19 protein-coding genes are annotated in these 22,141 nt (G+C 61.7%); 13 read left to right on the top strand and 6 right to left on the bottom strand.

Going from position 1 to position 22,141, the window contains the following annotated elements; all coding sequences use genetic code 11:
- The first annotated feature begins 374 nt into the window (after positions 1–374).
- Complete coding sequence (locus tag AB3X94_RS07160; protein WP_176109867.1) at positions 375–782, top strand: XRE family transcriptional regulator; 408 nt, start codon at positions 375–377, stop codon at positions 780–782.
- 95 nt (positions 783–877) lie between these two features.
- On the opposite strand, the gene yidC is transcribed toward AB3X94_RS07160, so the two are convergent.
- The 4 genes from yidC to rpmH form a co-directional block, all read right to left on the bottom strand.
- Positions 878–2,536 carry a membrane protein insertase YidC gene (gene yidC, locus AB3X94_RS07155; protein ID WP_176109866.1) on the bottom strand — a complete coding sequence of 553 codons (1,659 nt, stop codon included), beginning with the start codon at positions 2,534–2,536 and terminating at the stop codon, positions 878–880.
- Positions 2,537–2,566: 30 nt separating this feature from the next.
- Complete coding sequence (yidD, locus tag AB3X94_RS07150) at positions 2,567–2,797, bottom strand: membrane protein insertion efficiency factor YidD (protein ID WP_013091032.1); 231 nt, start codon at positions 2,795–2,797, stop codon at positions 2,567–2,569.
- A 112-nt stretch (positions 2,798–2,909) separates the two neighbouring features.
- On the bottom strand, positions 2,910–3,398 hold the full coding sequence (locus AB3X94_RS07145; RefSeq protein WP_176109864.1) for a ribonuclease P protein component: 489 nt from the start codon (positions 3,396–3,398) through the stop codon (positions 2,910–2,912).
- Between the two features lie 10 nt (positions 3,399–3,408).
- A complete protein-coding gene (gene rpmH, locus AB3X94_RS07140) occupies positions 3,409–3,543 on the bottom strand; it encodes a 50S ribosomal protein L34 (protein WP_004198824.1) in 135 nt (44 codons plus the stop codon).
- Between the two features lie 383 nt (positions 3,544–3,926).
- Between rpmH and dnaA the strand changes: the two genes are divergently transcribed.
- The 4 genes from dnaA (at position 3,927) to AB3X94_RS07120 (ending at position 10,085) form a co-directional block, all read left to right on the top strand.
- The gene (gene dnaA, locus AB3X94_RS07135; RefSeq protein ID WP_368611139.1) at positions 3,927–5,525 is read left to right on the top strand and encodes a chromosomal replication initiator protein DnaA; all 1,599 of its coding nucleotides are present in this window, start codon (positions 3,927–3,929) and stop codon (positions 5,523–5,525) included.
- Between the two features lie 484 nt (positions 5,526–6,009).
- Positions 6,010–7,113, top strand: a complete 1,104-nt coding sequence (dnaN, locus tag AB3X94_RS07130) for a DNA polymerase III subunit beta (protein ID WP_013088024.1) — start codon at positions 6,010–6,012, stop codon at positions 7,111–7,113.
- Between the two features lie 114 nt (positions 7,114–7,227).
- Positions 7,228–9,699: a DNA topoisomerase (ATP-hydrolyzing) subunit B gene (gyrB, locus tag AB3X94_RS07125; protein WP_176109862.1), complete on the top strand. Its 2,472-nt coding sequence runs from the start codon at positions 7,228–7,230 to the stop codon at positions 9,697–9,699.
- The gene (locus tag AB3X94_RS07120) at positions 9,696–10,085 is read left to right on the top strand and encodes a hypothetical protein (protein WP_368611138.1); all 390 of its coding nucleotides are present in this window, start codon (positions 9,696–9,698) and stop codon (positions 10,083–10,085) included. Before gyrB ends, AB3X94_RS07120 begins: the two co-directional genes overlap by 4 nt.
- Before the next feature lie 573 nt (positions 10,086–10,658).
- Here AB3X94_RS07120 and AB3X94_RS07115 read toward each other — a convergent pair.
- On the bottom strand, positions 10,659–11,540 hold the full coding sequence (locus tag AB3X94_RS07115) for a GyrI-like domain-containing protein (protein ID WP_176122384.1): 882 nt from the start codon (positions 11,538–11,540) through the stop codon (positions 10,659–10,661).
- Between the two features lie 318 nt (positions 11,541–11,858).
- On the opposite strand from AB3X94_RS07115, the gene AB3X94_RS07110 reads away from it, so the two are divergent.
- A complete protein-coding gene (locus AB3X94_RS07110; protein WP_176109860.1) occupies positions 11,859–13,253 on the top strand; it encodes an ethanolamine ammonia-lyase subunit EutB in 1,395 nt (464 codons plus the stop codon).
- On the top strand, positions 13,250–14,041 hold the full coding sequence (eutC, locus tag AB3X94_RS07105; RefSeq protein ID WP_176109859.1) for an ethanolamine ammonia-lyase subunit EutC: 792 nt from the start codon (positions 13,250–13,252) through the stop codon (positions 14,039–14,041). The genes AB3X94_RS07110 and eutC overlap by 4 nt, the downstream gene beginning before the upstream one ends.
- Positions 14,042–14,070: 29 nt before the next feature.
- On the opposite strand, the gene AB3X94_RS07100 is transcribed toward eutC, so the two are convergent.
- Entirely contained in the window at positions 14,071–16,158 is a 2,088-nt protein-coding gene (locus AB3X94_RS07100; protein ID WP_368611137.1) for a heavy metal translocating P-type ATPase, read from the bottom strand.
- Between the two features lie 420 nt (positions 16,159–16,578).
- Between AB3X94_RS07100 and cadR the strand changes: the two genes are divergently transcribed.
- The 6 genes from cadR to AB3X94_RS07070 all read left to right on the top strand — a co-directional run bounded on the left by cadR (position 16,579) and on the right by AB3X94_RS07070 (position 22,116).
- On the top strand, positions 16,579–17,010 hold the full coding sequence (gene cadR / locus AB3X94_RS07095) for a Cd(II)/Pb(II)-responsive transcriptional regulator (RefSeq protein ID WP_176109857.1): 432 nt from the start codon (positions 16,579–16,581) through the stop codon (positions 17,008–17,010).
- A gap of 125 nt (positions 17,011–17,135) precedes the next feature.
- Complete coding sequence (locus tag AB3X94_RS07090; RefSeq protein WP_176109856.1) at positions 17,136–17,336, top strand: hypothetical protein; 201 nt, start codon at positions 17,136–17,138, stop codon at positions 17,334–17,336.
- Positions 17,337–17,359: 23 nt separating this feature from the next.
- Positions 17,360–18,763, top strand: coding sequence for an ATP-dependent RNA helicase DbpA (gene dbpA, locus AB3X94_RS07085; protein WP_368611136.1), 1,404 nt, complete (start codon positions 17,360–17,362; stop codon positions 18,761–18,763).
- A gap of 331 nt (positions 18,764–19,094) precedes the next feature.
- Complete coding sequence (locus tag AB3X94_RS07080; protein ID WP_368611135.1) at positions 19,095–20,249, top strand: pyridoxal phosphate-dependent aminotransferase; 1,155 nt, start codon at positions 19,095–19,097, stop codon at positions 20,247–20,249.
- Positions 20,250–20,313: 64 nt separating this feature from the next.
- Positions 20,314–21,108, top strand: a complete 795-nt coding sequence (locus AB3X94_RS07075) for an ABC transporter substrate-binding protein (RefSeq protein WP_368611134.1) — start codon at positions 20,314–20,316, stop codon at positions 21,106–21,108.
- A gap of 141 nt (positions 21,109–21,249) precedes the next feature.
- Positions 21,250–22,116: an AraC family transcriptional regulator gene (locus AB3X94_RS07070; RefSeq protein ID WP_368611133.1), complete on the top strand. Its 867-nt coding sequence runs from the start codon at positions 21,250–21,252 to the stop codon at positions 22,114–22,116.
- Positions 22,117–22,141 lie beyond the last annotated feature (25 nt).

Raw genomic sequence — 22,141 nt, 5'->3', positions numbered from 1 at the left:
GTCTGCGAAACGGAGGGGAAGGGCAGGGCCGCGTTGGTCGAGTCGGCGCGAGGCATTGTAACGCGCGCGCATCGGAGGAAAGGGCTCGCGGGAAGGACACGAAGCGGATGACGCGTCTGTTTTCGCTATGGTTTGAACATCTCAGATTTATCCCAAGTAAGCTAGGATTATTATCGCGCTACTTAAGAATAATTGAGACTCGGCAGCACCTGCTGTTCAGGCAAAGCCAAGCCAGTCAATAAAGAGATGAAAAAAATCGAATTCGCGCAACGCTTTATCGGGCGCACGCTGCAAGCTAAAACTATCTCAAATAAGAGAAAACAAAGCTTGGTCGGTTGTCAACTGGTTGAACGCTGAATTGCACAATCTGGCCCATGCCGACCGACAAAGAAAAAGCCGCCTTCGCCAAGAGGCTGAAGGATCTGCTCGAGCCGCTGAAAATCCGCGGCGGGACCAAACTCGCCGAGCAGTTCAATCTTCGCTATCACGGCGAGCGTCCCGTAACACCACAGACCGCGCACAAATGGCTGACGGGTACGACGATTCCGAAGCCGGACAAGTTGCGCACGCTCGCCGAATGGTTGAACGTCAAGGAGCACTGGCTCCATTACGGACCGCCGCCCGGCGCCAGCGCACGGCCGATGGCCCGTGGCGAAAAATATCCGCCGACACCCGAAACGATCGAGCTCGCGTCGAAGATTGCATCGTTGACCCCAAAGGATCGGAATCTGGTCGAGGAAATGATCGTGCGCTTTTACGGCGAAGATTCCGACGAAGAGTGAACGTCGAAACCGTCGCATTTGCTTCGACCGCACCATAAAAAAAGCCGCCCGGTTCGCGCCGGGCGGCTTTTCGTTTTCAGCTTTGCGACGCAATATCAGGCCGGCTTCGCCTTCGAAGTGCCCATCATCCGCGTGATGTAGTACTGCTGCGCGATCGACAGCACGTTGTTCACGACGTAGTACAGCACGAGACCCGCGGGAAAGAAGAAGAACATCACCGAGAACGCGATCGGCATGAACATCATCATCTTGGCCTGAACCGGGTCTGGCGGCGTCGGGTTCAGCTTGGTCTGCAGGAACATCGATACGGCCATCAGCACCGGCAGGATGAAATACGGGTCCTGCTGCGACAGATCCTGAATCCACCAAATCCACGGCGCGCCGCGCATTTCCACCGACGACAGCAGCACCCAGTACAGCGAGATGAACACCGGAATCTGGATCACGACCGGTAGACAGCCGCCGAACGGATTGACCTTCTCGGTCTTGTACAGCTCCATCAACGCCGCGTTCATCTTCTGCGGATCGCCCTTGAAGCGCTCGCGCAGTGCCTGCATGCGCGGCGTGATCGCCTTCATGCGCGCCATCGACTTGTAGCTCGCGGCCGACAGCGGGAAGAACACCGCCTTGATCAGCAGCGTGAGCAGCACGATCGACCAGCCCCAGTTGCCGACGTAGCTGTGGATCTTCGACAGCAGCCAGAACAGCGGCTTCGCGATGATCGTGACCCAGCCATAGTCCTTCACCAGATCGAGGCCCGGCGCAATGCCCGCGAGCATCTGCTCTTCTTCCGGACCGGCGAACAGACGCGCGGACACGCTGACGGTCTGGCCCGGCTGGATGGTCGGCATTGCCTGCTTCATACCGACGCGATACAGCGACGGATCGATCTTCTCGGCGTAGAAGTCACGCTTCACGCCTTCCTGCGGAATCCAGGCCGACGCGAAGTAGTGCTGGACCATCGCGACCCAGCCGTCGTTGGCCGACGCCACGAAGTTCTGCTTGTTCTTGTCGAGATCGCTGAACGTCATCTTCTGGAAGTGATGCTCGTCCGTGTAGACGGCCGGTCCGATGAACGTGTGCGAGAAGCGCGGTGTTTCGACCGGCTGGTCGTCGCGCACGAGTTCCATATAGACCTGCGGCGTCACCGGCGAGGTGCCGACGTTCTGGACCTTCGTCTCGACGCCGATCACGTAGCTGCCGCGCGTGAAGGTGTACGTCTTGATGACCCGGAGGCCGCCCTTTTCCGGCGACTCGAAACTCATCTGGAACGAGTTCTGACCTTCAGCCAGCTGGGTCGGCTGATTCGGCATCAGCGTGAAGACGTCGTTGTGATTCGGGAAGTCACCGCCGAGCAGGCCGGTGCGTGCGAGATACGTGTGGCTGTTGGTCTTGTCGAACAGCGTGATCACGAGATCCGGCTGCTTGCCGTCGCCCTGCTTGATGAGCGACAGGCGCGACAATGTGCCGCCGCGGGTGTCGATTTCGCCGGTGTAGACGTCTGTGCCGAACTTCACGAGATGCGATTGCTCGGCCGCCGGCGCGTTGCCGGGCGCGGCCGCGTTAGTGGCCGGCAGGTCGGCCGGCTGGGTGCCCGGCGTCGTGGTGCCCGGCGCGGCAGTGCCGGCGGTCTGGGTCGGCGTCGTGCTCGGGAAGAACATCGACGGGCGTCCGTGGTCGCGTTGCCAGTTGTCGAACAGCATGACAGCTGACATAAAAAAGATGACCCATAGGACGGTGCGTTTGATATCCATGCGTTGTCTCAGTGTCGATGGAACGGCGCGTCAGCGCTTTTCAGAAGTGGGTGGCGGGACGAGATCGATGCCGCCCGCGGAAAACGGGTGACAGCGGCAAACACGCCTCACGGCGAGATAAGTCCCGCGCGCGGCGCCATGATACTGGATTGCCTCGCGCGCGTAATCAGAGCAGGAAGGGTAAAAACGGCACCGGTTGCCGAGCATGGGGCTCACGGCAAGCTTGTAAAAACGCAATAAAGCGAGAAGTACCGTTTGCATGGCAGATGCGGCCGTACGGCGCCGCGCAACGTGAAGTACCGGGCGACGCCCGCGCCCTGTAGCTGCCGGCGCAACGCCCGTTGCGGCGACCGCTGTGCGGGCGGTCACTGCGTCATTCCGTCCTGGGCGCCTCCGCGGGCGGCGCCTGACGACGGGTAATTTCGCGCGCTGCCTTGTCGAGCAACGCCTCGATTTCGCTGCGGCACAGCGCCTTCAACGGCAGCGATGACGCGCTCGGCAAAGCTTTTTTGTCGAAACGCGTGTGTAGACGCAGCAGCACATCCCAACCGCCGAATTCCGCGCGACGCAGCCGGAAGGCTTCACGCGCGATCCGACGCACCAGATTCCGCGTGGCCGCGCGCGGCGCATACTTCTTGCCGATCACGAGGCCAAGACGCGCCTCGTTGCCGGTGGGCCGGCCGTACACGACGAAGTGCGCGGTACGGCGCCACGGCCGCAAACGAAAAACGGATGAAAATTCATCCGTTTTTAGCAGCCTTGCGGCTTTGGGGAAGGCGGCTTGCGCTCGCAACGGAACCGAGCCCGGTTGCTGCGCCCCGGCCGCTCCCGCTTCGCCGCGGGCTTCGGTCACAGCGCGCAATCCGCTTGCCTTAGATCGCGAGGCGCTTGCGGCCCTTCGCGCGACGTGCGTTGATGACCTTGCGGCCGCCAGCGGTCTTCATGCGAACGCGGAAGCCGTGGGTGCGCTTGCGACGGGTAACGGAAGGTTGGTAAGTACGTTTCATGTTGCTCTCACTTGATCGAAAAAAACCGCGCGATCATCGCTGAAAGCGCAATGGCCGGTGGTTTACTGGAATTGGTTTTCGCGGAACCCGCTATTTAAACTGGTTTTCCGTTGGCCGTCAATAGTTTAGCCTGCTTCTGACGCAGCCGGGGTTTGCCGGGCGCGGTGATCGGTCCCTGTGGATAACTCACTTTCGGGTCCGTTTTGGCGTTAGAATCTCGCCTTACTTCCCAAAAATGTTGCACGTCGCTCCGGCACGCTTGTCCCGCAGACCCTTGTGGCACAAGCGCCTGGGGCCGTCACGCCTGGCTGCTCAGGGCCTTGTTGCGGGCGCGCGACAGGTGCAGCGGCGACCGCCGTGCACACCATAACGATAGCAACTTGATGAACGAATTCTGGCAACACTGTTCCGCATTGCTGGAGCGTGAGCTTACGCCCCAGCAGTACGTGACGTGGATCAAACCCTTGGCCCCGGTCGCCTTCGACGCCGATGCGAACACGTTGAGCATTGCCGCGCCGAACCGCTTCAAGCTCGACTGGGTCAAGAGCCAGTTCTCCGGCCGCATCGCGGATATGGCCCGCGATTTCTGGCACGCGCCGGTGGACGTGCAATTCGTACTGGATCCGAAGGCCGGTATGCGCGCCCCGGGGGCCGCTGCGCCGACTCCGTCGTCAGCGCGCCCGGCTTCGACCGCGCCGCAAGGCGGTAATGCCGGCGGCGTCGCAGCCGTGGATGCCGCCGTCGGCGCCGTGCAGGCCGCGCATGCCGCGCGCGCGAATCCCGCAGCCGCGGCAGCGGCGCTCGCCGCGCAAAACGCGAATCCGCGCAGCGCCGCCGAAGACGCCGCCGACCTCGATCTGCCCAGCCTCGACGCGAACGAAGCCGCCGCTGGGCGCCGCACGTGGCGGCCGGGCCAAGGCGCGGGCGCGGCGGCAACCAGCGAAAGCGACTCAATGTACGAGCGCTCGAAGCTGAACCCCGTCCTGACCTTCGACAACTTCGTGACCGGTAAGGCGAACCAGCTCGCCCGCGCTGCGGCGATTCAGGTCGCCGACAATCCCGGCATCTCGTATAACCCGCTGTTCCTGTACGGTGGCGTGGGCCTCGGCAAGACCCACCTGATCCACGCGATCGGCAACCAGTTGCTGATGGACAAGCCCGGCGCGCGGATTCGCTACATCCACGCGGAACAGTACGTGTCCGATGTCGTGAAGGCGTACCAGCGCAAGGCGTTCGACGACTTCAAGCGCTACTACCACTCGCTCGACCTGCTGCTGATCGACGATATTCAGTTCTTTTCGGGCAAGTCGCGCACCCAAGAGGAATTCTTCTACGCATTCGAGGCGCTGGTCGCAAACAAGGCGCAGGTGATCATCACGAGCGATACGTATCCGAAGGAAATCTCGGGTATCGACGACCGCCTGATCTCACGCTTCGACTCGGGCCTGACGGTGGCGATCGAGCCGCCCGAACTCGAAATGCGCGTCGCGATTCTGATGCGCAAGGCGCAATCGGAGTTCGTGAGCCTGAACGAGGACGTGGCGTTCTTCGTCGCGAAGCATCTGCGCTCGAACGTGCGTGAGCTCGAGGGCGCGCTGCGCAAGATCCTCGCGTATTCGAAGTTCCATGGCCGCGAAATCACGATCGAACTGACCAAGGAAGCGCTGAAAGATCTGCTGACGGTGCAGAACCGGCAGATCTCGGTGGAAAACATCCAGAAGACGGTCGCCGACTTTTACAGCATCAAGGTCGCGGACATGTATTCGAAGAAGCGTCCGGCGAACATCGCGCGGCCGCGGCAGATCGCGATGTACCTGGCGAAGGAACTGACGCAGAAGAGCCTGCCGGAAATCGGCGAGCTGTTCGGCGGGCGCGACCACACCACGGTGCTGCACGCCGTGCGCAAGATCGCCGACGAGCGCAGCAAGGACGCGCAGTTGAACCACGAACTGCACGTGCTGGAACAGACACTGAAGGGCTAAATGGGCTGGCCGCACGCGATTGCGAAACGGACGGCGGCACCAATCGCTGTGACATAGAGAAACGGGCAGGGGACCAACAACCCGGCGGCGCAGCCGGGTCCTGACGGGGAATGGCAAGGAACGCGACGGCATGCGGGCAGAAGCGACGCAAAAACGCGGCGAACCCGCGATGAATTTGCGGTGAAACCGGCCCGAAGTGGCGGAGAATCGCGCCTGCGAACCGGTCGCGCCGGGCAGCGGCGTGAAAAACCGTCGGCAACCCGGACTACGCCCCGCAAAATCGACCTGTTTATTCCCGAACTCGCCCCCATTTTAGTGAGGCGGTCCCGTTTTCAGGCACAATACAGGTTTAACCGCCCGGCGGCGACGGGCGGATTTCACGCCGTGTCGGGCGCTTTTCAGGGCGCCGGCGGGGAGCCGTGGCTGCGCGCTGAAATGCTTGTCCCGTAAGGCGTGCAGGCCGTTATATCAACGAAGGAACCCTATGCAACTGGTCAAGACCGAACGCGACAACCTCCTCAGGCCGCTGCAAACCGTGAGCGGCATCGTCGAACGCCGCCATACGTTGCCGATCCTCGCCAATTTGCTGATCACCAAGAACGGTCCTGACGTATCGTTCCTGTCGACCGACCTCGAGTTGCAGATCACCACGCGCGCCGATTTCGGCGTGGGTGGCGATTCGGTCGCGACCACGGTGGCGGCGCGCAAGCTCCTCGACATTCTGCGCGCCATGCCCGACGGCCAGGTGACGCTGACGTTGAACGACAAGCGCCTGACAGTGCAATCCGGCAAGAGCCGCTTTGCGCTGCAAACGCTCGCCGCGGACGAATTCCCGACCGTCGCTCAGGCTAAAGACTACGGCGCGAGCCTCGTGGTTCCGCAAAAGACGTTCCGCCAGTTGCTCGGCATGGTCCATTTCTCGATGGCCCAGCAGGACATCCGCTACTACCTGAACGGCATGCTGCTGGTGGTGGACGGCGATCAGCTGATGGCGGTCGCGACCGACGGCCATCGTCTCGCGTTCTCGTCGATGAAGATCGAGGGCTCGTTCGCGCGCCAGGAAGTGATCATTCCGCGCAAGACGATTCTCGAACTGCAGCGCCTGCTCGAAGACATCGACGACACGCTGAACATCGACATCGCGCAGACACAGGTCAAGTTCACGTTCGGCCAGGTCGAACTCGTGTCGAAGCTCGTGGAAGGCAAGTTCCCCGACTTCCAGCGGGTGATTCCGAAGTCCCACAAGAACAAATTCCAGATCGGCCGTGAAGAACTGCAGCGCTCGCTGCAACGCGCGGCGATTCTGACGTCGGATAAGTTCAAGGGCGTGCGCTGCATCGTCGAGCCGGGCCAGTTGAAGATCATGTCGACCAACGCCGATCAGGAAGAGGCGCAGGAAGAACTGGAAATCGCATACGACGGCGACAGCGTCGACATCGGGTTCAACGTCACGTATCTGCTCGACGTGCTAGCGAACCTGAAGGTCGACATGTTGCAGGTGAGCCTGGGTGATGCCAGCTCCAGCGCGTTGATCACGATTCCCGAGAACGACGAATTCAAGTACGTGGTGATGCCGATGCGCATCTGACGCGTCCAACATCAAGAAGAACACCAAGGGGCGCAGCGCCCCTTTGGCGTTTTTATGGCGTTTTGAAAAGTCCAGAGCAGCAATCTCGCAGTAACGCAGAACCGGAAAAAATCCATGACTGACATGAACAATACGCAGCCCGATAACAGCTACGGCGCCTCGTCCATCCAGATCCTCGAAGGTCTGGAAGCCGTGCGCAAGCGGCCTGGAATGTACATCGGGGATACATCGGATGGCACCGGTCTGCACCACCTCGTGTTCGAAGTGCTCGACAACTCGATCGACGAAGCGCTCGCCGGGCATTGCAACGACATTCAGGTGATCATCCACGCGGACAACTCGATCTCGATCACCGACAACGGCCGCGGCGTGCCGACCGGCCTGAAGATGGACGACAAGCACGATCCGAAGCGCAGCGCCGCTGAAATCGTGATGACCGAGCTGCACGCCGGCGGCAAGTTCGACCAGAACAGCTACAAGGTGTCGGGCGGCCTCCACGGTGTCGGCGTGTCGTGCGTGAACGCGTTGTCGGCGTGGCTGCGCCTCACGGTGCGCCGCGATGGCAAGAAGCACTTCATGGAATTCCACCGTGGCGTGCCGCAGAACCGCGTGCTCGAAGAAATCGACGGCGTGACCACGTCGCCGATGCAGGTGATCGGCGACACCGAAAACCGCGGCACCGAAGTGCATTTCATGGCCGATGACACGATTTTCGGCAATGTCGAATATCACTACGACATTCTCGCGAAGCGGATTCGTGAGCTTTCGTTCCTCAATAACGGCGTGCGGATTCGCTTGCTCGATCAGCGCTCGGGCAAAGAGGAAGATTTCGCGTTCGTCGGCGGCGTGAAGGGCTTTGTCGAGTACATCAACAAGAACAAGTCCGTGCTGCACCCGAACATCTTTCACATCATGGGTGAAAAGGATGGTGTGGGCGTCGAAGTGGCGATGCAGTGGAACGACAGCTACAACGAAAACGTGCTGTGCTTCACGAACAATATTCCCCAGCGCGACGGCGGCACGCACCTTACCGGTTTGCGTGCGGCGATGACGCGCGTGCTTAACAAGTACATCGCCGATCACGAAGTCGCGAAGAAGGCGAAGGTCGAAACGTCGGGCGACGACATGCGTGAAGGGCTGTCGTGCGTGCTGTCGGTGAAGGTGCCGGAGCCGAAGTTCAGCTCGCAGACGAAGGACAAGCTGGTGTCGTCGGAAGTCCGCGCGCCGGTGGAAGAAGTAGTCGCGAAGGCGCTGGAGGAATTCCTGCTTGAGACGCCGGGCGACGCGAAGATCATCTGCGGCAAGATTGTCGATGCGGCGCGTGCGCGCGATGCGGCGCGCAAGGCGCGTGAGATGACGCGGCGTAAGGGTGTGCTCGATGGGGTTGGTTTGCCTGGGAAGCTCGCGGATTGTCAGGAGAAGGATCCGGCGAAGTCGGAGATTTATATCGTCGAGGGTGACTCGGCGGGTGGGTCGGCGAAGCAGGGGCGTGATCGGAAGTTCCAGGCTATCTTGCCGCTGCGCGGTAAGGTGCTGAACGTCGAGAAGGCGCGTTACGACAAGCTGCTGTCTTCCGAGCAGATCGTTACGCTGATTACCGCGCTTGGATGCGGCATCGGCAAGGAAGACTACAACCTCGACAAGCTGCGCTATCACCGCATCATCATCATGACCGATGCTGACGTTGACGGTGCGCACATCCGGACGCTGTTGTTGACGTTCTTCTATCGGCAGATGCCGGAGATGATCGAGCGCGGGTATATCTATATCGCGCAGCCGCCGCTGTACAAGATCAAGGCGGGGAAGGATGAGCGGTATCTGAAGGATGAGTCGGAAGTTAATGCGCATATTCTTCGGCTCGCGTTGCAGGGGTCGGAGTTGGTGGCTTCTGAAGGGGCGACTCCGATTACTGGGGATGCGCTCGGTGAGTTGGCGCGGTCGTATCTGTTGGCACAGGCGGTGGTTGATCGGTTGAGCCGACTGTACGACGCTGGCGCGCTCGAGGCGGTGATGGATGGCGTCGCTGTCGATCTCTCCAGCGAGCAGGCGGCTGAGGCTTCGGCTCGCGCGCTCGAAGCGAAGCTGCGGGATGACGCGCTGAAGCCTGATGTGACCGTGACCACGATGTATGACCCGGTGCGAGAGCTGCGCTCGCTGCGCGTCGCGCGCACGCATCATGGGAATCAGAAGATTTCCGTGATCGATGAAGAGTTTCAGCTGACTGCCGATTATCAGCAGCTTGTTAATACCGCTAATACGTTTAAGGGGTTGATTGGGGCTGGCGCTGTGATCAAGCGCGGGGAGCGGAGTATGGCTGTCACCGACTTCAAGAGTGCAATGAAGTGGTTGCTGGCTGATGCTGAGCGGAATATGTCCAAGCAGCGCTATAAAGGCCTCGGGGAGATGAATCCTGAGCAGCTTTGGGAGACGACCATGGATCCGCAAGTGCGGCGTCTTCTTCGGGTGCAGATTGAGGATGCTATTGCTGCTGATGGCATCTTTACTACGCTTATGGGGGATGATGTGGAGCCGCGTCGGGCTTTCATTGAATCTAATGCGCTTAGGGCGGGGAATATTGATGTTTGAAGTGGATGATTGGCCGAGCCGATGATTTAACCGGCGATCGGTGGTTGTCCGGGCCTGCAAGTTGGAAGACTTGCAGGCCCTTTCTTTTTTGCCGCTATCGCATGCCTAAGGGAGAGGCGCTACTCGTCAACCCGTTCGGCTTCTACACCGCCTCGTCTGGGTCGACGGAAGGCGGTGCTCATGATGAGCAGGTGATCGAACAGTGGTTCGGACCGGAAGATGAGCACGGAAATCCGGCGAAGGGGTACAAATACGACCTGCTCAAGGACGGCGTGATGCATACGCGGGCAGCGAGTTTCGATAGCGGTCAAAGCACTGCCGTCGAGGGCGCTGCAGACCTATGTACCGTCATGTGGCTTGATCGTGAGCCGGCGGCAAGGACATGACGGACAAAAAATGAGGCGCTCACCATCGAAAAGACCGAACTCTATCGCTACGATCATGTTTATGACTCGACTGCAGCTCACGGCGGCACCATCTTCTGGAAGTTCAATCCCGACTACGTCAAGTTCACTCGTTCAAAGGAATATCAGAACGTCCGGTATGCGTATTTGTTATCGCTGTCTTCACCCAGGCGCCTGTACTTCGCTTTTGACGATATTCGTCGCTACAAAAAATGACGTTAGGTTAACCTCCAACTTATCCACATCGCCCACTGGACAACTCTTGTAAAAGCCGCCGAACACGTTGTGGGCGAAACCTTGATAAAGCCTCAGCGTTTACGGGTCGATAAAAAATTTTCCCTGGCTCCGTTAACCTGTCCGCGCGCGCTCCCAAGGGTTATCGATTCCGCAGCGTGTTGATCCGTAAACGAACTTCCAAGTTATCCACAGCCGAACGCATCACTTGTTAACTATTACTACGTATACATATACAAACTCTATAAAAACAGCGAAGCAAGCCGGAATCCGCGCACCGTATGCGCACACAACGGCAGCAACATCCCAGCCACGCACCCCTCACGCCAACGGCAAACAAATCTCCGTAACCAACTCCGCCGGCGCCGTCTCCTTGGGACTATTCAAATACTCCTCAAACACCGGTGCATCTGCTGCCTCTCGTCCAGACTGCACGAGCCAGGTCCCATATATCCACTCATAAGCCGCCCGCATATCGCTATACGGCCCAACATGCCGCAACACCGCATACTCCCCACCGCGTATACGCGTGACAGAAACCGCCCCACCCATCCCAACAGCCCGTGCCGCCTCAGCCATCACCGGCCCCGGCAACAACACCCCCGCCTTCGACCGCAAGGCAGCTTCCTCGACCACCCCCGGATCATCGAAGTAAACTCCGATCATCCGCATCTGCCCCGCAAGCAGATTATGTTTCCCAAGCCACCCAAACAACGCATCAAAAGCCTTGCCGATCTGCATATAAGGCCCGACATGATCGACCGACAGAATCTCCATCGGCTCCACATAACGAATCACGACCTCACGAATCGTCGTCATCTGATCGTCTCCTGAGAGCGCCGGCCGAAACCGGCTATGAGTGCCTTTCCTTCGATACTCCGCCGGCGGCACACCAAACACCGCGCGAAACGTCCGCGAAAACGATTGCAAACTGCTATACCCCGCACGCTCGGCGATCTGAGCAATCGGCATCGAACTATTCGCAAGAAACCCCGCTGCGTGATGCAACCGTAAGCGCCGCACGGTGGTCGCGACCGTCTCGCCATACATCGCCTGATAGATCCGGTGCCAGTGATATGGCGACAAACAGGCAATCTCCGCCAGCCGTCCGATATCGAGCGGTTCGTCGAGGTGATCGTAGATATGGTCGAGTACGCGTGCGAGTCGCGTTTCGTATCGAGCCCGATGATCTGATTCGTGCATGACTGACTGGACCGCAGAAAATTGGCGCGAGAGGATGCGAACAAGGTACCACGCTGCCGCATGCCAGCCGTTTACCAAAACCTGCGGATTTAACGTAATCCGCGACAAGCGGATTAAGCACCTGTTGACCGCGCGATGCGCGCGCACAAACGGGAGTGCCCCGGCGCAGCCCCGGTAGGCAGCCCAACCCCGGCAACGTGACGCTGCTCCAATTTGGCGCTATCGTGTAGTGCGCACCACCAGCGGCAAGCAGCCCGCAGCATCTAACCGCCGTTCCCATTCCTATCCGCGTCCGCGCGAAGCAATGGAGCCGCAACCATGAGCTACACCGAATCGATCGGCAGTCGCACATACCGCTTCGCCGATCTGAAAACTGTGCTCGCAAAAGCGAGCCCGCAACGCTCGGGGGACCAGCTCGCCGGCATCGCGGCAGCAAGCGAAGAAGAGCGTGTCGCCGCCAAAATGGCGCTGGCACAAGTGCCGTTGCGCACGTTCCTGAACGAACCGCTGATCCCCTACGAAACCGACGAAGTCACCCGCCTGATCATCGACGATCACTCTCCCCAAGCGTTCGCCGAAATCTCTCATCTGACGGTAGGCGACTTCCGCAACTGGCTGCTCAGCACCGCCACCGACACCGACGCACTAACCCGCATCACCCAGGGCCTCACACCGGAGATGGTCGCCGCGGTATCGAAGCTGATGCGCAACCAGGACCTGATCACCGCCGCCCGTAAACGCCCGGTCATCACCCGCTTTCGCAACACGGTCGGCTTACCCGGCCACATGTCCGTACGCCTGCAACCGAACCACCCAACCGACGACGTCAAAGGCATCGCCGCCTCGATGCTCGACGGCCTGATGTACGGCTGCGGCGACGCAATGATCGGCATCAATCCCGCCAGCGACAATCTCGCCGCGATCACCAAACTGCTGCTAATGATCGACGAATTCCGCCAGCGCTACCAGGTGCCGACACAATCGTGCGTGCTCACCCACGTAACCAGCACGATCGCCGCGATCGAAAAAGGCGCGCCGGTCGATCTCGTGTTCCAGTCGATCGCGGGCACGGAGAAAGCGAACGCGAGCTTCGGCATTTCGCTCGCGCTGTTGCAGGAAGCGTACGAGGCGGGGCTGTCGCTCAAACGCGGCACCGTCGGCAGCAATCTGATGTACTTCGAAACGGGGCAGGGCAGCGCGTTGTCGGCGGATGCGCATTTCGGCGTCGATCAGCAGACCTGCGAGGCGCGCGCATACGCGGTCGCGCGCAAGTTCAAACCGTTTCTGGTGAACACGGTGGTCGGTTTCATCGGCCCCGAGTATCTGTACGACGGCAAGCAGATCACGCGCGCGGGTCTCGAGGATCACTTCTGCGGCAAACTGCTCGGCGTGCCGATGGGTTGCGACATCTGCTACACGAATCACGCGGAAGCGGATCAGGACGACATGGACAATCTGCTGACACTGCTCGGCGTCGCGGGCATCAATTTCATCATGGGCGTGCCGGGTGCGGACGACGTGATGCTCAACTATCAGAGCACGTCGTTTCACGATGCGCTGTACGTGCGCGACGTGCTCGGTTTGCGGCGCGCGCCTGAATTCGAGGAATGGCTGGAGTCGATGCAGATCATCGACGAACGCGGTGCGTTGATCGGCGCATCGGCGCGCCAACCGCTGCTCGAAGGCGCGCGCGACTGGATGGGGATCGCATGAGCGAGAACGACGCACTCGACAAGGACCCGTGGAACGCGCTGCGTCGGTTTACGCAGGCACGCATCGCGTTGGGCCGCGCGGGCAACAGCCTGCCGACCGCGCCGCTGCTCGCGTTCAATCTCGCACATGCGCAGGCACGCGACGCTGTGCATCATCCGCTCGATGCGGACGCGCTTCACGCACAATTGCAAGAACAAGGTTTCAACACGCTCGACGTGCATAGCGCCGCGCCGGATCGCGAGCATTATTTGAGGCGACCTGATCTTGGGCGGCGTCTGTCGGATGAGAGTCGCACCACGCTTGCGCGTCTGCCAACGCAATCAAACGATGTGCTGTTCGTGATCGGTGATGGCCTATCGGCGTTTGCCGCATCGAAGCAGGCTGTACCGTTGCTGCAAGCGATACATCCAAAGCTGGCGGATTGGACCATCGGTCCCGTAGTGGTCGCGCGTCAGGCACGCGTCGCGCTTGGCGACGAGATCGGAGAATTGCTCGACGCGAAAATCGTCGTGATGCTGATCGGCGAGCGACCAGGTTTGAGTTCGCCCGATAGCCTCGGCATCTACATCACGTACGCGCCGAAAGTGGGTTGCAGCGATGCGCAGCGCAACTGCATTTCGAACGTGCGCCCCGAAGGGCTCGACTATCCGCAGGCCGCGCATAAACTGCACTATCTGCTCACGCAGGCGAGGACGCTGAGACTCACGGGAGTGGGTTTGAAAGACGACAGCGATGATCTGCTGGCAAACGCGCCGACGCACCCAGCCGTGAGCGACGGTTCCACGTAGGACGCAACGAGCGTAGACCTCGGACCCACTCACTTTCGCAACAATCTCAAGCCATTTCCCACCACCAGCAAGCTCGCACCGACATCGGCGAACACCGCCATCCACATCGTGCCGAAGCCCATCAACGTCAGCACGAGAAAGAGGCTCTTGATGCCCAGCGCGAGCGAGATGTTCTGCACCAGCACCGCATACGTCGCTTTCGACAGCCGGAGAAACGCCGGAATCTTGCGCAGATCGTCATCCATCAACGCGACATCGGCGGTTTCGATCGCAGTGTCGGTACCCATCGCCCCCATCGCGAAGCCGATGTCGGCACGCGCGAGCGCGGGCGCATCGTTGATGCCGTCGCCGACCATGCCGACGGTCGCGCCATCGGCCGACCATTGCGCGACCGTATCGAGCTTGTCCTCGGGCAACTGATCGCCGCGCGCTTCATCGACGCCGACCAGATGGGCGATCGCCTCGGCTGTGTGGCGGTTGTCACCGGTCAGCATCGCGGTGCTGACACCGAGCCGTCGCAATTCGGCGACGGCGGCGCGGCTCGTCTCCTTCACCGTGTCGGCGACCGCGAACAGCGCGAGCACGCGCTGCGCGTCGGCGAGCATCACGACGGTTTTGCCTTGCTCTTCGAGCGGATCGAGGCGTGCTTCGAGTTGCGGCGAGCAGCGGCCCAGTTCTTCGATCAAGTGATGATTGCCGAGCCAGTACGCGATGCCATCGATCTCGCCGCGCACGCCGCGTCCGGCGATCGCTTCGAACGCATCGACGTGCAGGTGTTCAACGCGATCATCATTTGCGGCAGCAGCAATCGCCATCGAAACAGGATGATCGGAGCGACCCGCGAGACTCGCCGCGAGGGTGCGGTAACGGAAGGCGTCGGCCTCATCACCAACCACCTGAAACTCCGTCTGCACCGGCTTGCCATGCGTAATCGTCCCGGTCTTATCGAGCGCCAGGCGGCTCAGCTTGCGCCCCTGTTCGAGGTAGACGCCGCCCTTGATCAGAATCCCCTTGCGCGCGGCAGCCGCGAGCCCGCTGACGATCGTCACAGGCGTCGAAATCACGAGCGCGCACGGACATGCGATCACGAGCAGCACCAGCGCTTTATAGACCCACCCGTGCCACGCTCCGCCGAACAGCAGCGGCGGGACCAGAGCGACAGCGAGCGCAATCGCGAACACGATCGGCGTATAGACGCGCGCAAATTCATCGACGAAGCGCTGCGTCGGCGCTTTCGTGCCCTGCGCCTCCTCGACCGCATGGATGATGCGCGCGAGCGTCGTGTTGCCAGACGCAGCCGTCACACGGTAGTCGAACGAGCCCGCCTGGTTGATCGTGCCGGCGAACACATCGTCGCCGACGGCTTTGTCGACCGGCAGGCTCTCACCGGTGATCGGCGCCTGATCGACGCTCGAACGGCCTGCGACGATATCGCCATCGAGCGCGATCCGCTCGCCCGGCTTCACGCGCACCAGCGCGCCGGGCGCGATCGAGTCGACGCGCACGAGCTGCCACGCGCCGTCGGGCTGCTGCACGCTCGCCTCGGCGGGCGTGAGCCGCATGAGCCCTTCGATCGCGTTGCGCGCGCGGTCGAGCGAGCGCGCCTCGATCAGCTCGGCGATCTCGAACAGCACCATCACCATCGCGGCTTCGGGCCATTGGCCGAGCAGCGCCGCGCCGGTCACGGCGATGCTCATCAGCGCGTTGATGTTCATGTTGCCGTTGCGCAGCGCGAGCCAGCCCTTGCGATACGTCGTGAGGCCGCAGGACGCGATTGCGACGATCGCGAGTCCCGCCACTACCCAGACGGGCGCACCAAGCCAACTAGCGGCTTCTGAGGTCGCCGCTATCACGCCGGAGAGGATCAACGGCCACCACGTCTTCTGTACGGCGCCAGAAGCCGCAATAGACGCCGCGCTGGCATTGCCAGCGCCGGCATCGCTCGCCAGTTCGGGCGTGAAGTCGAGCGAGCGCAGCGCGGCGAGGACCGGTTCGAGCGCATCCGACGCGTGGACGACGGTCAGCACGCGCTGCATCAGGTTGAAGTCCATGCTGCGCACGTCCGGCATGCGAGCGAGTTTCTTGCGGATCAGCGCTTCTTCGGTCGGGCAGTCCATCTGCAGGATGCGGATCGCGGTGCGCAGGTCGTCGCCGACGGCCTCGGACGCCGGCAGGCGCAGCTGCGTCGGCGTGAACGCGGTGGAGGCGCAGCAGGCGCCGTGAGAGTGACCGTGGTCATGGTCATGGCCATCGTCATGATCGTGTCCTTCATGCCGATGACCACTACCCGCGTCGGCACCATGAACGTGCTCATGCCCATGCGAATGCCCGCATTCCCCATCCGTATCCCTGCCGTGAGCATGGTCGTGCCGTGCATCAACCTCCCCGCAAGCCCCGAGGCGACAGGCTTCGCCCACTTCTGGACGATCGGTGGCATAACGGTTGACTTCAGGCATTGGTGGCTTCCTCGTGCGATTTGTGGTCTAGTAAACACCTTGAAGCCACTACAAGGTCAAGGCCGCGTGGAGGAAAGGTCCATGAAAATCGGCGAACTGGCGAAAATCGCTCATTGCACGACGGAAACCATCCGTTTTTACGAAAAAGAGCGCCTGCTGCCCGAGGCGGAGCGCACCGAAGCCAACTACCGCAGTTACACGGCGAAGCACGTCGAGCGCCTGCGTTTCATCCGCAATTGCCGCGCGCTCGACATGACCCACGACGAAATCCGCGCATTGCTGCGTCTGACCGACGCGCCGGCGAACGGCTGCGGCGGCATGCATACGCTGGTCGAGGAGCACATTGCGCATGTCGACACGCGTATCGAAGAACTGCATCAATTGAAGGCGCAACTGACGACGCTGCGCGACCAATGCCACGGCGAGCATCCGGTCGAAGACTGCGGGATCGTGCACGGCCTGACCGACATGGATGTGGCCGTGCCGCGTCCGCGGCATACGCATCTCGGCTGACGCTATGCCGGCCGTCGTCGTGCGCTTCGAAGGCACGACGCGGCGCCGGCGCAACAACCCCATACACGGCAAGGCCGCGCGAGCGACTTTGCCGATCGATCATCGAATCCAGTTGGAGAATCAACGTGTTCACCTGTAGAAACCAGTCCTGCGGCGCGCAGTGGGAGCAATCCGACGTCGTCATCAAGAACGAAGGCCAGGGGCTCCTGTTCCGCTGTCCGCTGTGCGGCGCGCGCAACTACGTCGAGCGTTTCGACGGCGACGACGGCGAGGTGCTGTACGAGCAGCTGCCGGGCCGCCCCGATCATGGCCCGATGGCCGAGTAATCGCGATTTCTACAGACGACCCTATGAATAGTCCCACCCCCGCCGGCGCCGCATTCAGCGAACTGCCGCTCCCGCCCGCGACGCTCGCGAACCTGACGCAGCTCGGCTACCTCGAGATGACGCCGATCCAGGCCGCGAGCCTGCCGATCGCGCTCGCTGGCGATGATCTGATCGCTCAGGCGAAAACCGGTAGCGGCAAGACCGCGGCGTTTTCGCTGGCGCTGCTCGCGCGTCTCGACGCACGCAAGTTCGACACGCAGGCAATGGTGCTATGCCCGACGCGCGAACTCGCCGATCAGGTCACGCAGGAAATCCGCCGTCTCGCGCGCGCGGAAGAAAACATCAAGGTGCTGACCTTGTGCGGCGGCACGCCGATGCGTCCGCAGACGGCGAGCCTCGAACACGGCGCGCACGTCGTGGTCGGCACGCCGGGCCGTATCATGGATCACCTCGAACGCGGCACGCTCGTGCTGCAAGCGCTGAACACGCTCGTGCTCGACGAAGCCGACCGCATGCTCGACATGGGTTTCTTCGACGACATTGCGAAGGTCGCGCGGCAATGCCCGAAAGAGCGCCAAACGCTGCTGTTTTCGGCGACGTACCCGGAGGGCATCGCGAAGCTGAGCCAACAATTCCTGCGCAACCCGAAGGAAGTGAAACTCGCCGAGCGGCACGACGACAGCAAGATCCGTCAGCGTTTCTACGAAGTGACCGAAGACGAGCGTCTGCACGCGGTCGGCCTGCTGTTGAATCACTACCGTCCGGTCAGCACGATCGCGTTCTGCAACACGAAGCAGCAGTGCCGGGATCTGCTCGACGTACTGCGCGCGCAAGGCTTTCATGCGCTCGCGCTGCACGGCGAACTCGATCAGCGCGAGCGCGATCAGGTGCTGATCCAGTTCGCGAACCGCAGCTGCTCGGTGCTGGTCGCGACCGACGTCGCCGCGCGCGGCCTCGATATCGCGCAACTCGAAGCGGTGATCAACGTCGACGTGACCCCGGACCCGGAAGTGCACACGCACCGCATCGGCCGCACGGGCCGGGCCGACCAGGAAGGCTGGGCGCTGAGTCTCGCGAGCATGGACGAGATGGGACGTGTCGGCGGGATCGAGCAGGCGCACAAGCGCGACGTCGAATGGCATAAGCTGGCCGAGCTGAAGGCGGCCAGCAACGACCCGCTGCTGCCGCCGATGGAAACGCTGCAGATTCTCGGCGGCCGCAAGGACAAGATCCGTCCCGGCGACGTGCTCGGTGCGCTGACCGGCGACGCCGGTTTCGCGGGCTCGCAGATCGGCAAGATCAACGTGACCGACATGTCGACTTATGTCGCGGTGGAGCGCAGCATCGCGCGCGAGGCGGTGCGCCGGCTCAGCGCGGGCAAGCTGAAGGGGCGCAAGGTCAAGGTCCGTTTGATGGACGAAGCGTGATTCACGCGAAGCTCCGGCTTTCCTTGAAAGTCCGATAACTCGAAAACGGCCGCGTCTGCGGCCGTTTTCGTAGGCAAACCGCTCAGCATCACATTCCTTCATACCTACGCGGGTTCCCGCATTCGCCACCGCCTCCCCACAAACCATGATCCGGCTGGCTTACCCCGGCGCCCAGCGGCCTACCGCGAGCCATGACGAAAACGCATGCCGCGCATGACAAAGTTTCGATTGTGAGCGTTCTTTGGCTGATGCCTAATCACTCCACTGGAAGGAACGCCCCGCCGCGCCGTTTTGTACGGCCGCCAGCGGCTGAAGAAAGGGAGAAAGTCTTATGCAGAGCGCCATGCAAGCCCGCTCGAAACTGCCGGACGTCGGCACCACCATTTTTACCGTGATCGGCCAGCTGGCCGCGCGACATGATGCGTTGAACCTGTCGCAGGGCGCACCGAATTTCGCGCCGGACCCGGCGCTCGTCGACGGCGTCGCACAGGCGATGCGCGCCGGTCACAACCAGTACGCGCCGATGGCCGGCATCGTCGCGCTGCGCGAAGCGCTCGCGGACAAGGTGGAAACGCTGTACGGCGTGCGCTACGACCCGGCCAGCGAAGTGACGGTGCTCGCGAGCGCGAGCGAAGGGCTCTACTCGACGATCAGCGCGCTCGTGCATCCGGGCGACGAAGTAATCTACTTCGAGCCGTCGTTCGACAGCTATGGCCCGATCGTGCGCCTGCAGGGCGCGAAGCCGGTTGCGGTCAAGCTGTCGCTCGATCACTTCCGCGTGAACTGGGACGAAGTCGCCGCGGCGATCACGCCGAAGACGCGCATGATCATCGTCAACACGCCGCACAATCCGACCGCGACGATCTTTAGTGACGCCGATATCGAGCGGCTGAAGGCGCTCACGCGCAACACCGGCATCGTGATTCTGTCCGACGAGGTCTATGAGCACGTCGTATTCGACGGCGCGAAGCATCAGAGCATGGCGCGCCATCGTGAACTCGCGGAGCGCAGCGTGATCGTGTCGTCGTTCGGCAAGTCGTATCACGTGACCGGCTGGCGCGTCGGCTATTGCCTCGCACCCGCCGCGCTGATGGACGAAATCCGCAAGGTCCACCAGTTCATGGTGTTCTCCGCCGATACGCCGATGCAACACGCGTTCGTGGACGCGCTCGCCAATCGCGACAGCTATCTCGGCCTGTCCGACTTCTATCAGAAGAAGCGCGATCTGCTCGCGCATGCGCTGCGCGAATCGCGCTTCGAATTGTTGCCGAGCGAAGGCAGTTTCTTTATGCTCGCCCGGTTCCGCGGCTTCTCCGATGAAAGCGACAGCGATTTCGTGCTGCGCCTGATCCGCGATGCGCGCGTCGCGACGATTCCGTTGTCGGCGTTCTACACCGACGGCACGGATTCGGGGCTGATTCGCCTGAGTTTCTCGAAGGACGACGCGACGCTGCTCGAAGGCGCGCGGCGTTTGTGTGAAATCTGAGCGCGCGAGAGCACACTCCACGTATCGAAGTGATCAAGGTATTCGAAGAAAGAAGGGAGACGTTATGAAGATTCTTAAGTGCTTGTTGGCGCTGGCCTGTGCCGGCGCGTCGCTCGCCACATGGTCGGCCGCCAGCGCAGCCGATACCGCGACGCTGCGTTTCGGCCTCGAAGCGCAGTATCCGCCGTTCGAATCGAAAGGACCGAACGGCGAACTGCAAGGGCTCGATATCGACGTGGGCAACGCGGTCTGCGCGGCCGCGCATATGACGTGCAAGTGGGTCGAAACGTCGTTCGACGGCCTGATTCCGGCACTGCAGGGCCGCAAGTTCGACGCGATCAATTCGGCGATGAACGCGACCGAACAGCGCCGTCAGGCGATCGATTTCACGACCGTCGTCTATCGCGTGCCGTCGCAGCTGATCGCGCGCAGCGACAGCGGTCTGCAGCCGACGCCTGAGTCGCTGAAGGGCAAGCGCATCGGCGTGTTGCAAGGCTCGATTCAGGAGACCTTCGCGAAGGTGCATTGGGAACCGGTCGGCGTGACCGTGCTGCCGTATCAGGACCAGAACCAGGTCTATACCGATCTGACCGCGGGCCGTCTCGACGGCACGCTGGTGCTCGCGCCGGCCGGACAAACGGGCTTTCTGTCGAAGCCCGAAGGCAAGGGCTATGCGTTCGTCGGTCAACCGGTGCGTGACGACAAGATTCTCGGCAGCGGCATCGCATACGGCATTCGCAAGGGCGATACCGCGCTGCGCGACCAGTTGAACGCTGCGATTGCGAAAGTGCAAGCCGATGGCACGGTAAAGACGCTCGCCGCGAAATATCTCGGCAATATCGACGTCAGCGCCAAGTAATCGCGTCGCGTTCGGCCGGCGGCGCCGTTTGCGGGCGGCGTCGCGCGTTCGCTTGTTGGTCGGGCGTTTGACGGCTACGATACGGAGGCTTCGCGAAGTCGCAGACAACGGCGAAGTCGGCGGATCAACCGGAGAGCGCGCATGAGCGAGACGATCGAAGAGGCGAGCGCTGCAAACACCGCACGCGCAAAAGGCGCGGACGCGCCGCGCTTCTGGCGTAGCGAGGCGCTACCGTTCATCGAAGCGCGCTCGATCGACGATGGCCGCAAGGTCTGCTACGCCAAGCATTCGCACGAAACGTTTTCAATCGGCGCGGTGACGGGCGGCCGTAGCGTGTATCTGAACCGCCACGCGCGAGAATGGATCGGCGCGGGCGCCGTCGTGATGATGAACCCCGACGATGTACACGCGTGCAACCCGGTTGTCGGCGAGCGCTGGTCGTACCGGATGCTGCACGTCGACGTTGCCTGGTTCACGAAACTTCAGCACGAGCTGGGCTTCAACGAGAACCATGCGTTCCGCGCGTTCTCGCAGATCATGACGCTCGACGCCGCGTTGTTCGATGGCCTGAACCGGCTTTGCGCGATTCTCGCCAGCAACGATGGCGAGATCGACACGCTGCGCAAGGAAAGCGCGGCCATCACTTTCTTCTCGAACGTGCAGCAAACGCTCAATCCGGCGAGCCTGCCCGAGCGTGCCGCGAGCGGCCAGCTCGCGCGTGCCGCGGAGTACATCGCCGAAAACTGCACGCGCGCGCTGAAACTCGACGACGTATGCGCAGCCGCCGGGCTGTCCGCTTCACATCTGATACGCTCATTCAAGCTGCGCTACGGCATGACGCCGCACGCGTATCTGATCAACCGACGCATCCAGTACAGTCGTGCGCAACTGCGGCGCGGCGCGCTGATCGCCGATGTCGCGCTCGATGCAGGCTTCGCCGATCAGGCGCACTTGCAGCGCACCTTCAAGCGGCTGGTCGCGGCAACGCCGGGGCAATATCGCAGCTGAGCATGACGCGGCGTGGTGAAGCCGC

The organism is Paraburkholderia sp. BR10923 (assembly GCF_040948765.1).
In the GTDB taxonomy this organism is placed as follows: domain Bacteria; phylum Pseudomonadota; class Gammaproteobacteria; order Burkholderiales; family Burkholderiaceae; genus Paraburkholderia; species Paraburkholderia youngii.
The sequence above is the reverse complement of the archived record's forward strand: the minus strand, read 5'-3'. Positions and strand labels throughout refer to the sequence as shown.

Coding starts and splice junctions, on each gene's coding strand:
- AB3X94_RS07160 (WP_176109867.1), top strand. CDS start 375: ATGCCGACCGACAAAGAAAAAGCCGCCTTCGCCAAGAGGCTGAAGGAT.
- yidC (WP_176109866.1), bottom strand. CDS start 2,536: ATGGATATCAAACGCACCGTCCTATGGGTCATCTTTTTTATGTCAGCT.
- yidD (WP_013091032.1), bottom strand. CDS start 2,797: ATGCAAACGGTACTTCTCGCTTTATTGCGTTTTTACAAGCTTGCCGTG.
- rpmH (WP_004198824.1), bottom strand. CDS start 3,543: ATGAAACGTACTTACCAACCTTCCGTTACCCGTCGCAAGCGCACCCAC.
- dnaA (WP_368611139.1), top strand. CDS start 3,927: ATGAACGAATTCTGGCAACACTGTTCCGCATTGCTGGAGCGTGAGCTT.
- dnaN (WP_013088024.1), top strand. CDS start 6,010: ATGCAACTGGTCAAGACCGAACGCGACAACCTCCTCAGGCCGCTGCAA.
- gyrB (WP_176109862.1), top strand. CDS start 7,228: ATGACTGACATGAACAATACGCAGCCCGATAACAGCTACGGCGCCTCG.
- AB3X94_RS07115 (WP_176122384.1), bottom strand. CDS start 11,540: ATGCACGAATCAGATCATCGGGCTCGATACGAAACGCGACTCGCACGC.
- AB3X94_RS07110 (WP_176109860.1), top strand. CDS start 11,859: ATGAGCTACACCGAATCGATCGGCAGTCGCACATACCGCTTCGCCGAT.
- eutC (WP_176109859.1), top strand. CDS start 13,250: ATGAGCGAGAACGACGCACTCGACAAGGACCCGTGGAACGCGCTGCGT.
- AB3X94_RS07100 (WP_368611137.1), bottom strand. CDS start 16,158: ATGGACTGCCCGACCGAAGAAGCGCTGATCCGCAAGAAACTCGCTCGC.
- cadR (WP_176109857.1), top strand. CDS start 16,579: ATGAAAATCGGCGAACTGGCGAAAATCGCTCATTGCACGACGGAAACC.
- dbpA (WP_368611136.1), top strand. CDS start 17,360: ATGAATAGTCCCACCCCCGCCGGCGCCGCATTCAGCGAACTGCCGCTC.
- AB3X94_RS07080 (WP_368611135.1), top strand. CDS start 19,095: ATGCAGAGCGCCATGCAAGCCCGCTCGAAACTGCCGGACGTCGGCACC.
- AB3X94_RS07075 (WP_368611134.1), top strand. CDS start 20,314: ATGAAGATTCTTAAGTGCTTGTTGGCGCTGGCCTGTGCCGGCGCGTCG.
- AB3X94_RS07070 (WP_368611133.1), top strand. CDS start 21,250: ATGAGCGAGACGATCGAAGAGGCGAGCGCTGCAAACACCGCACGCGCA.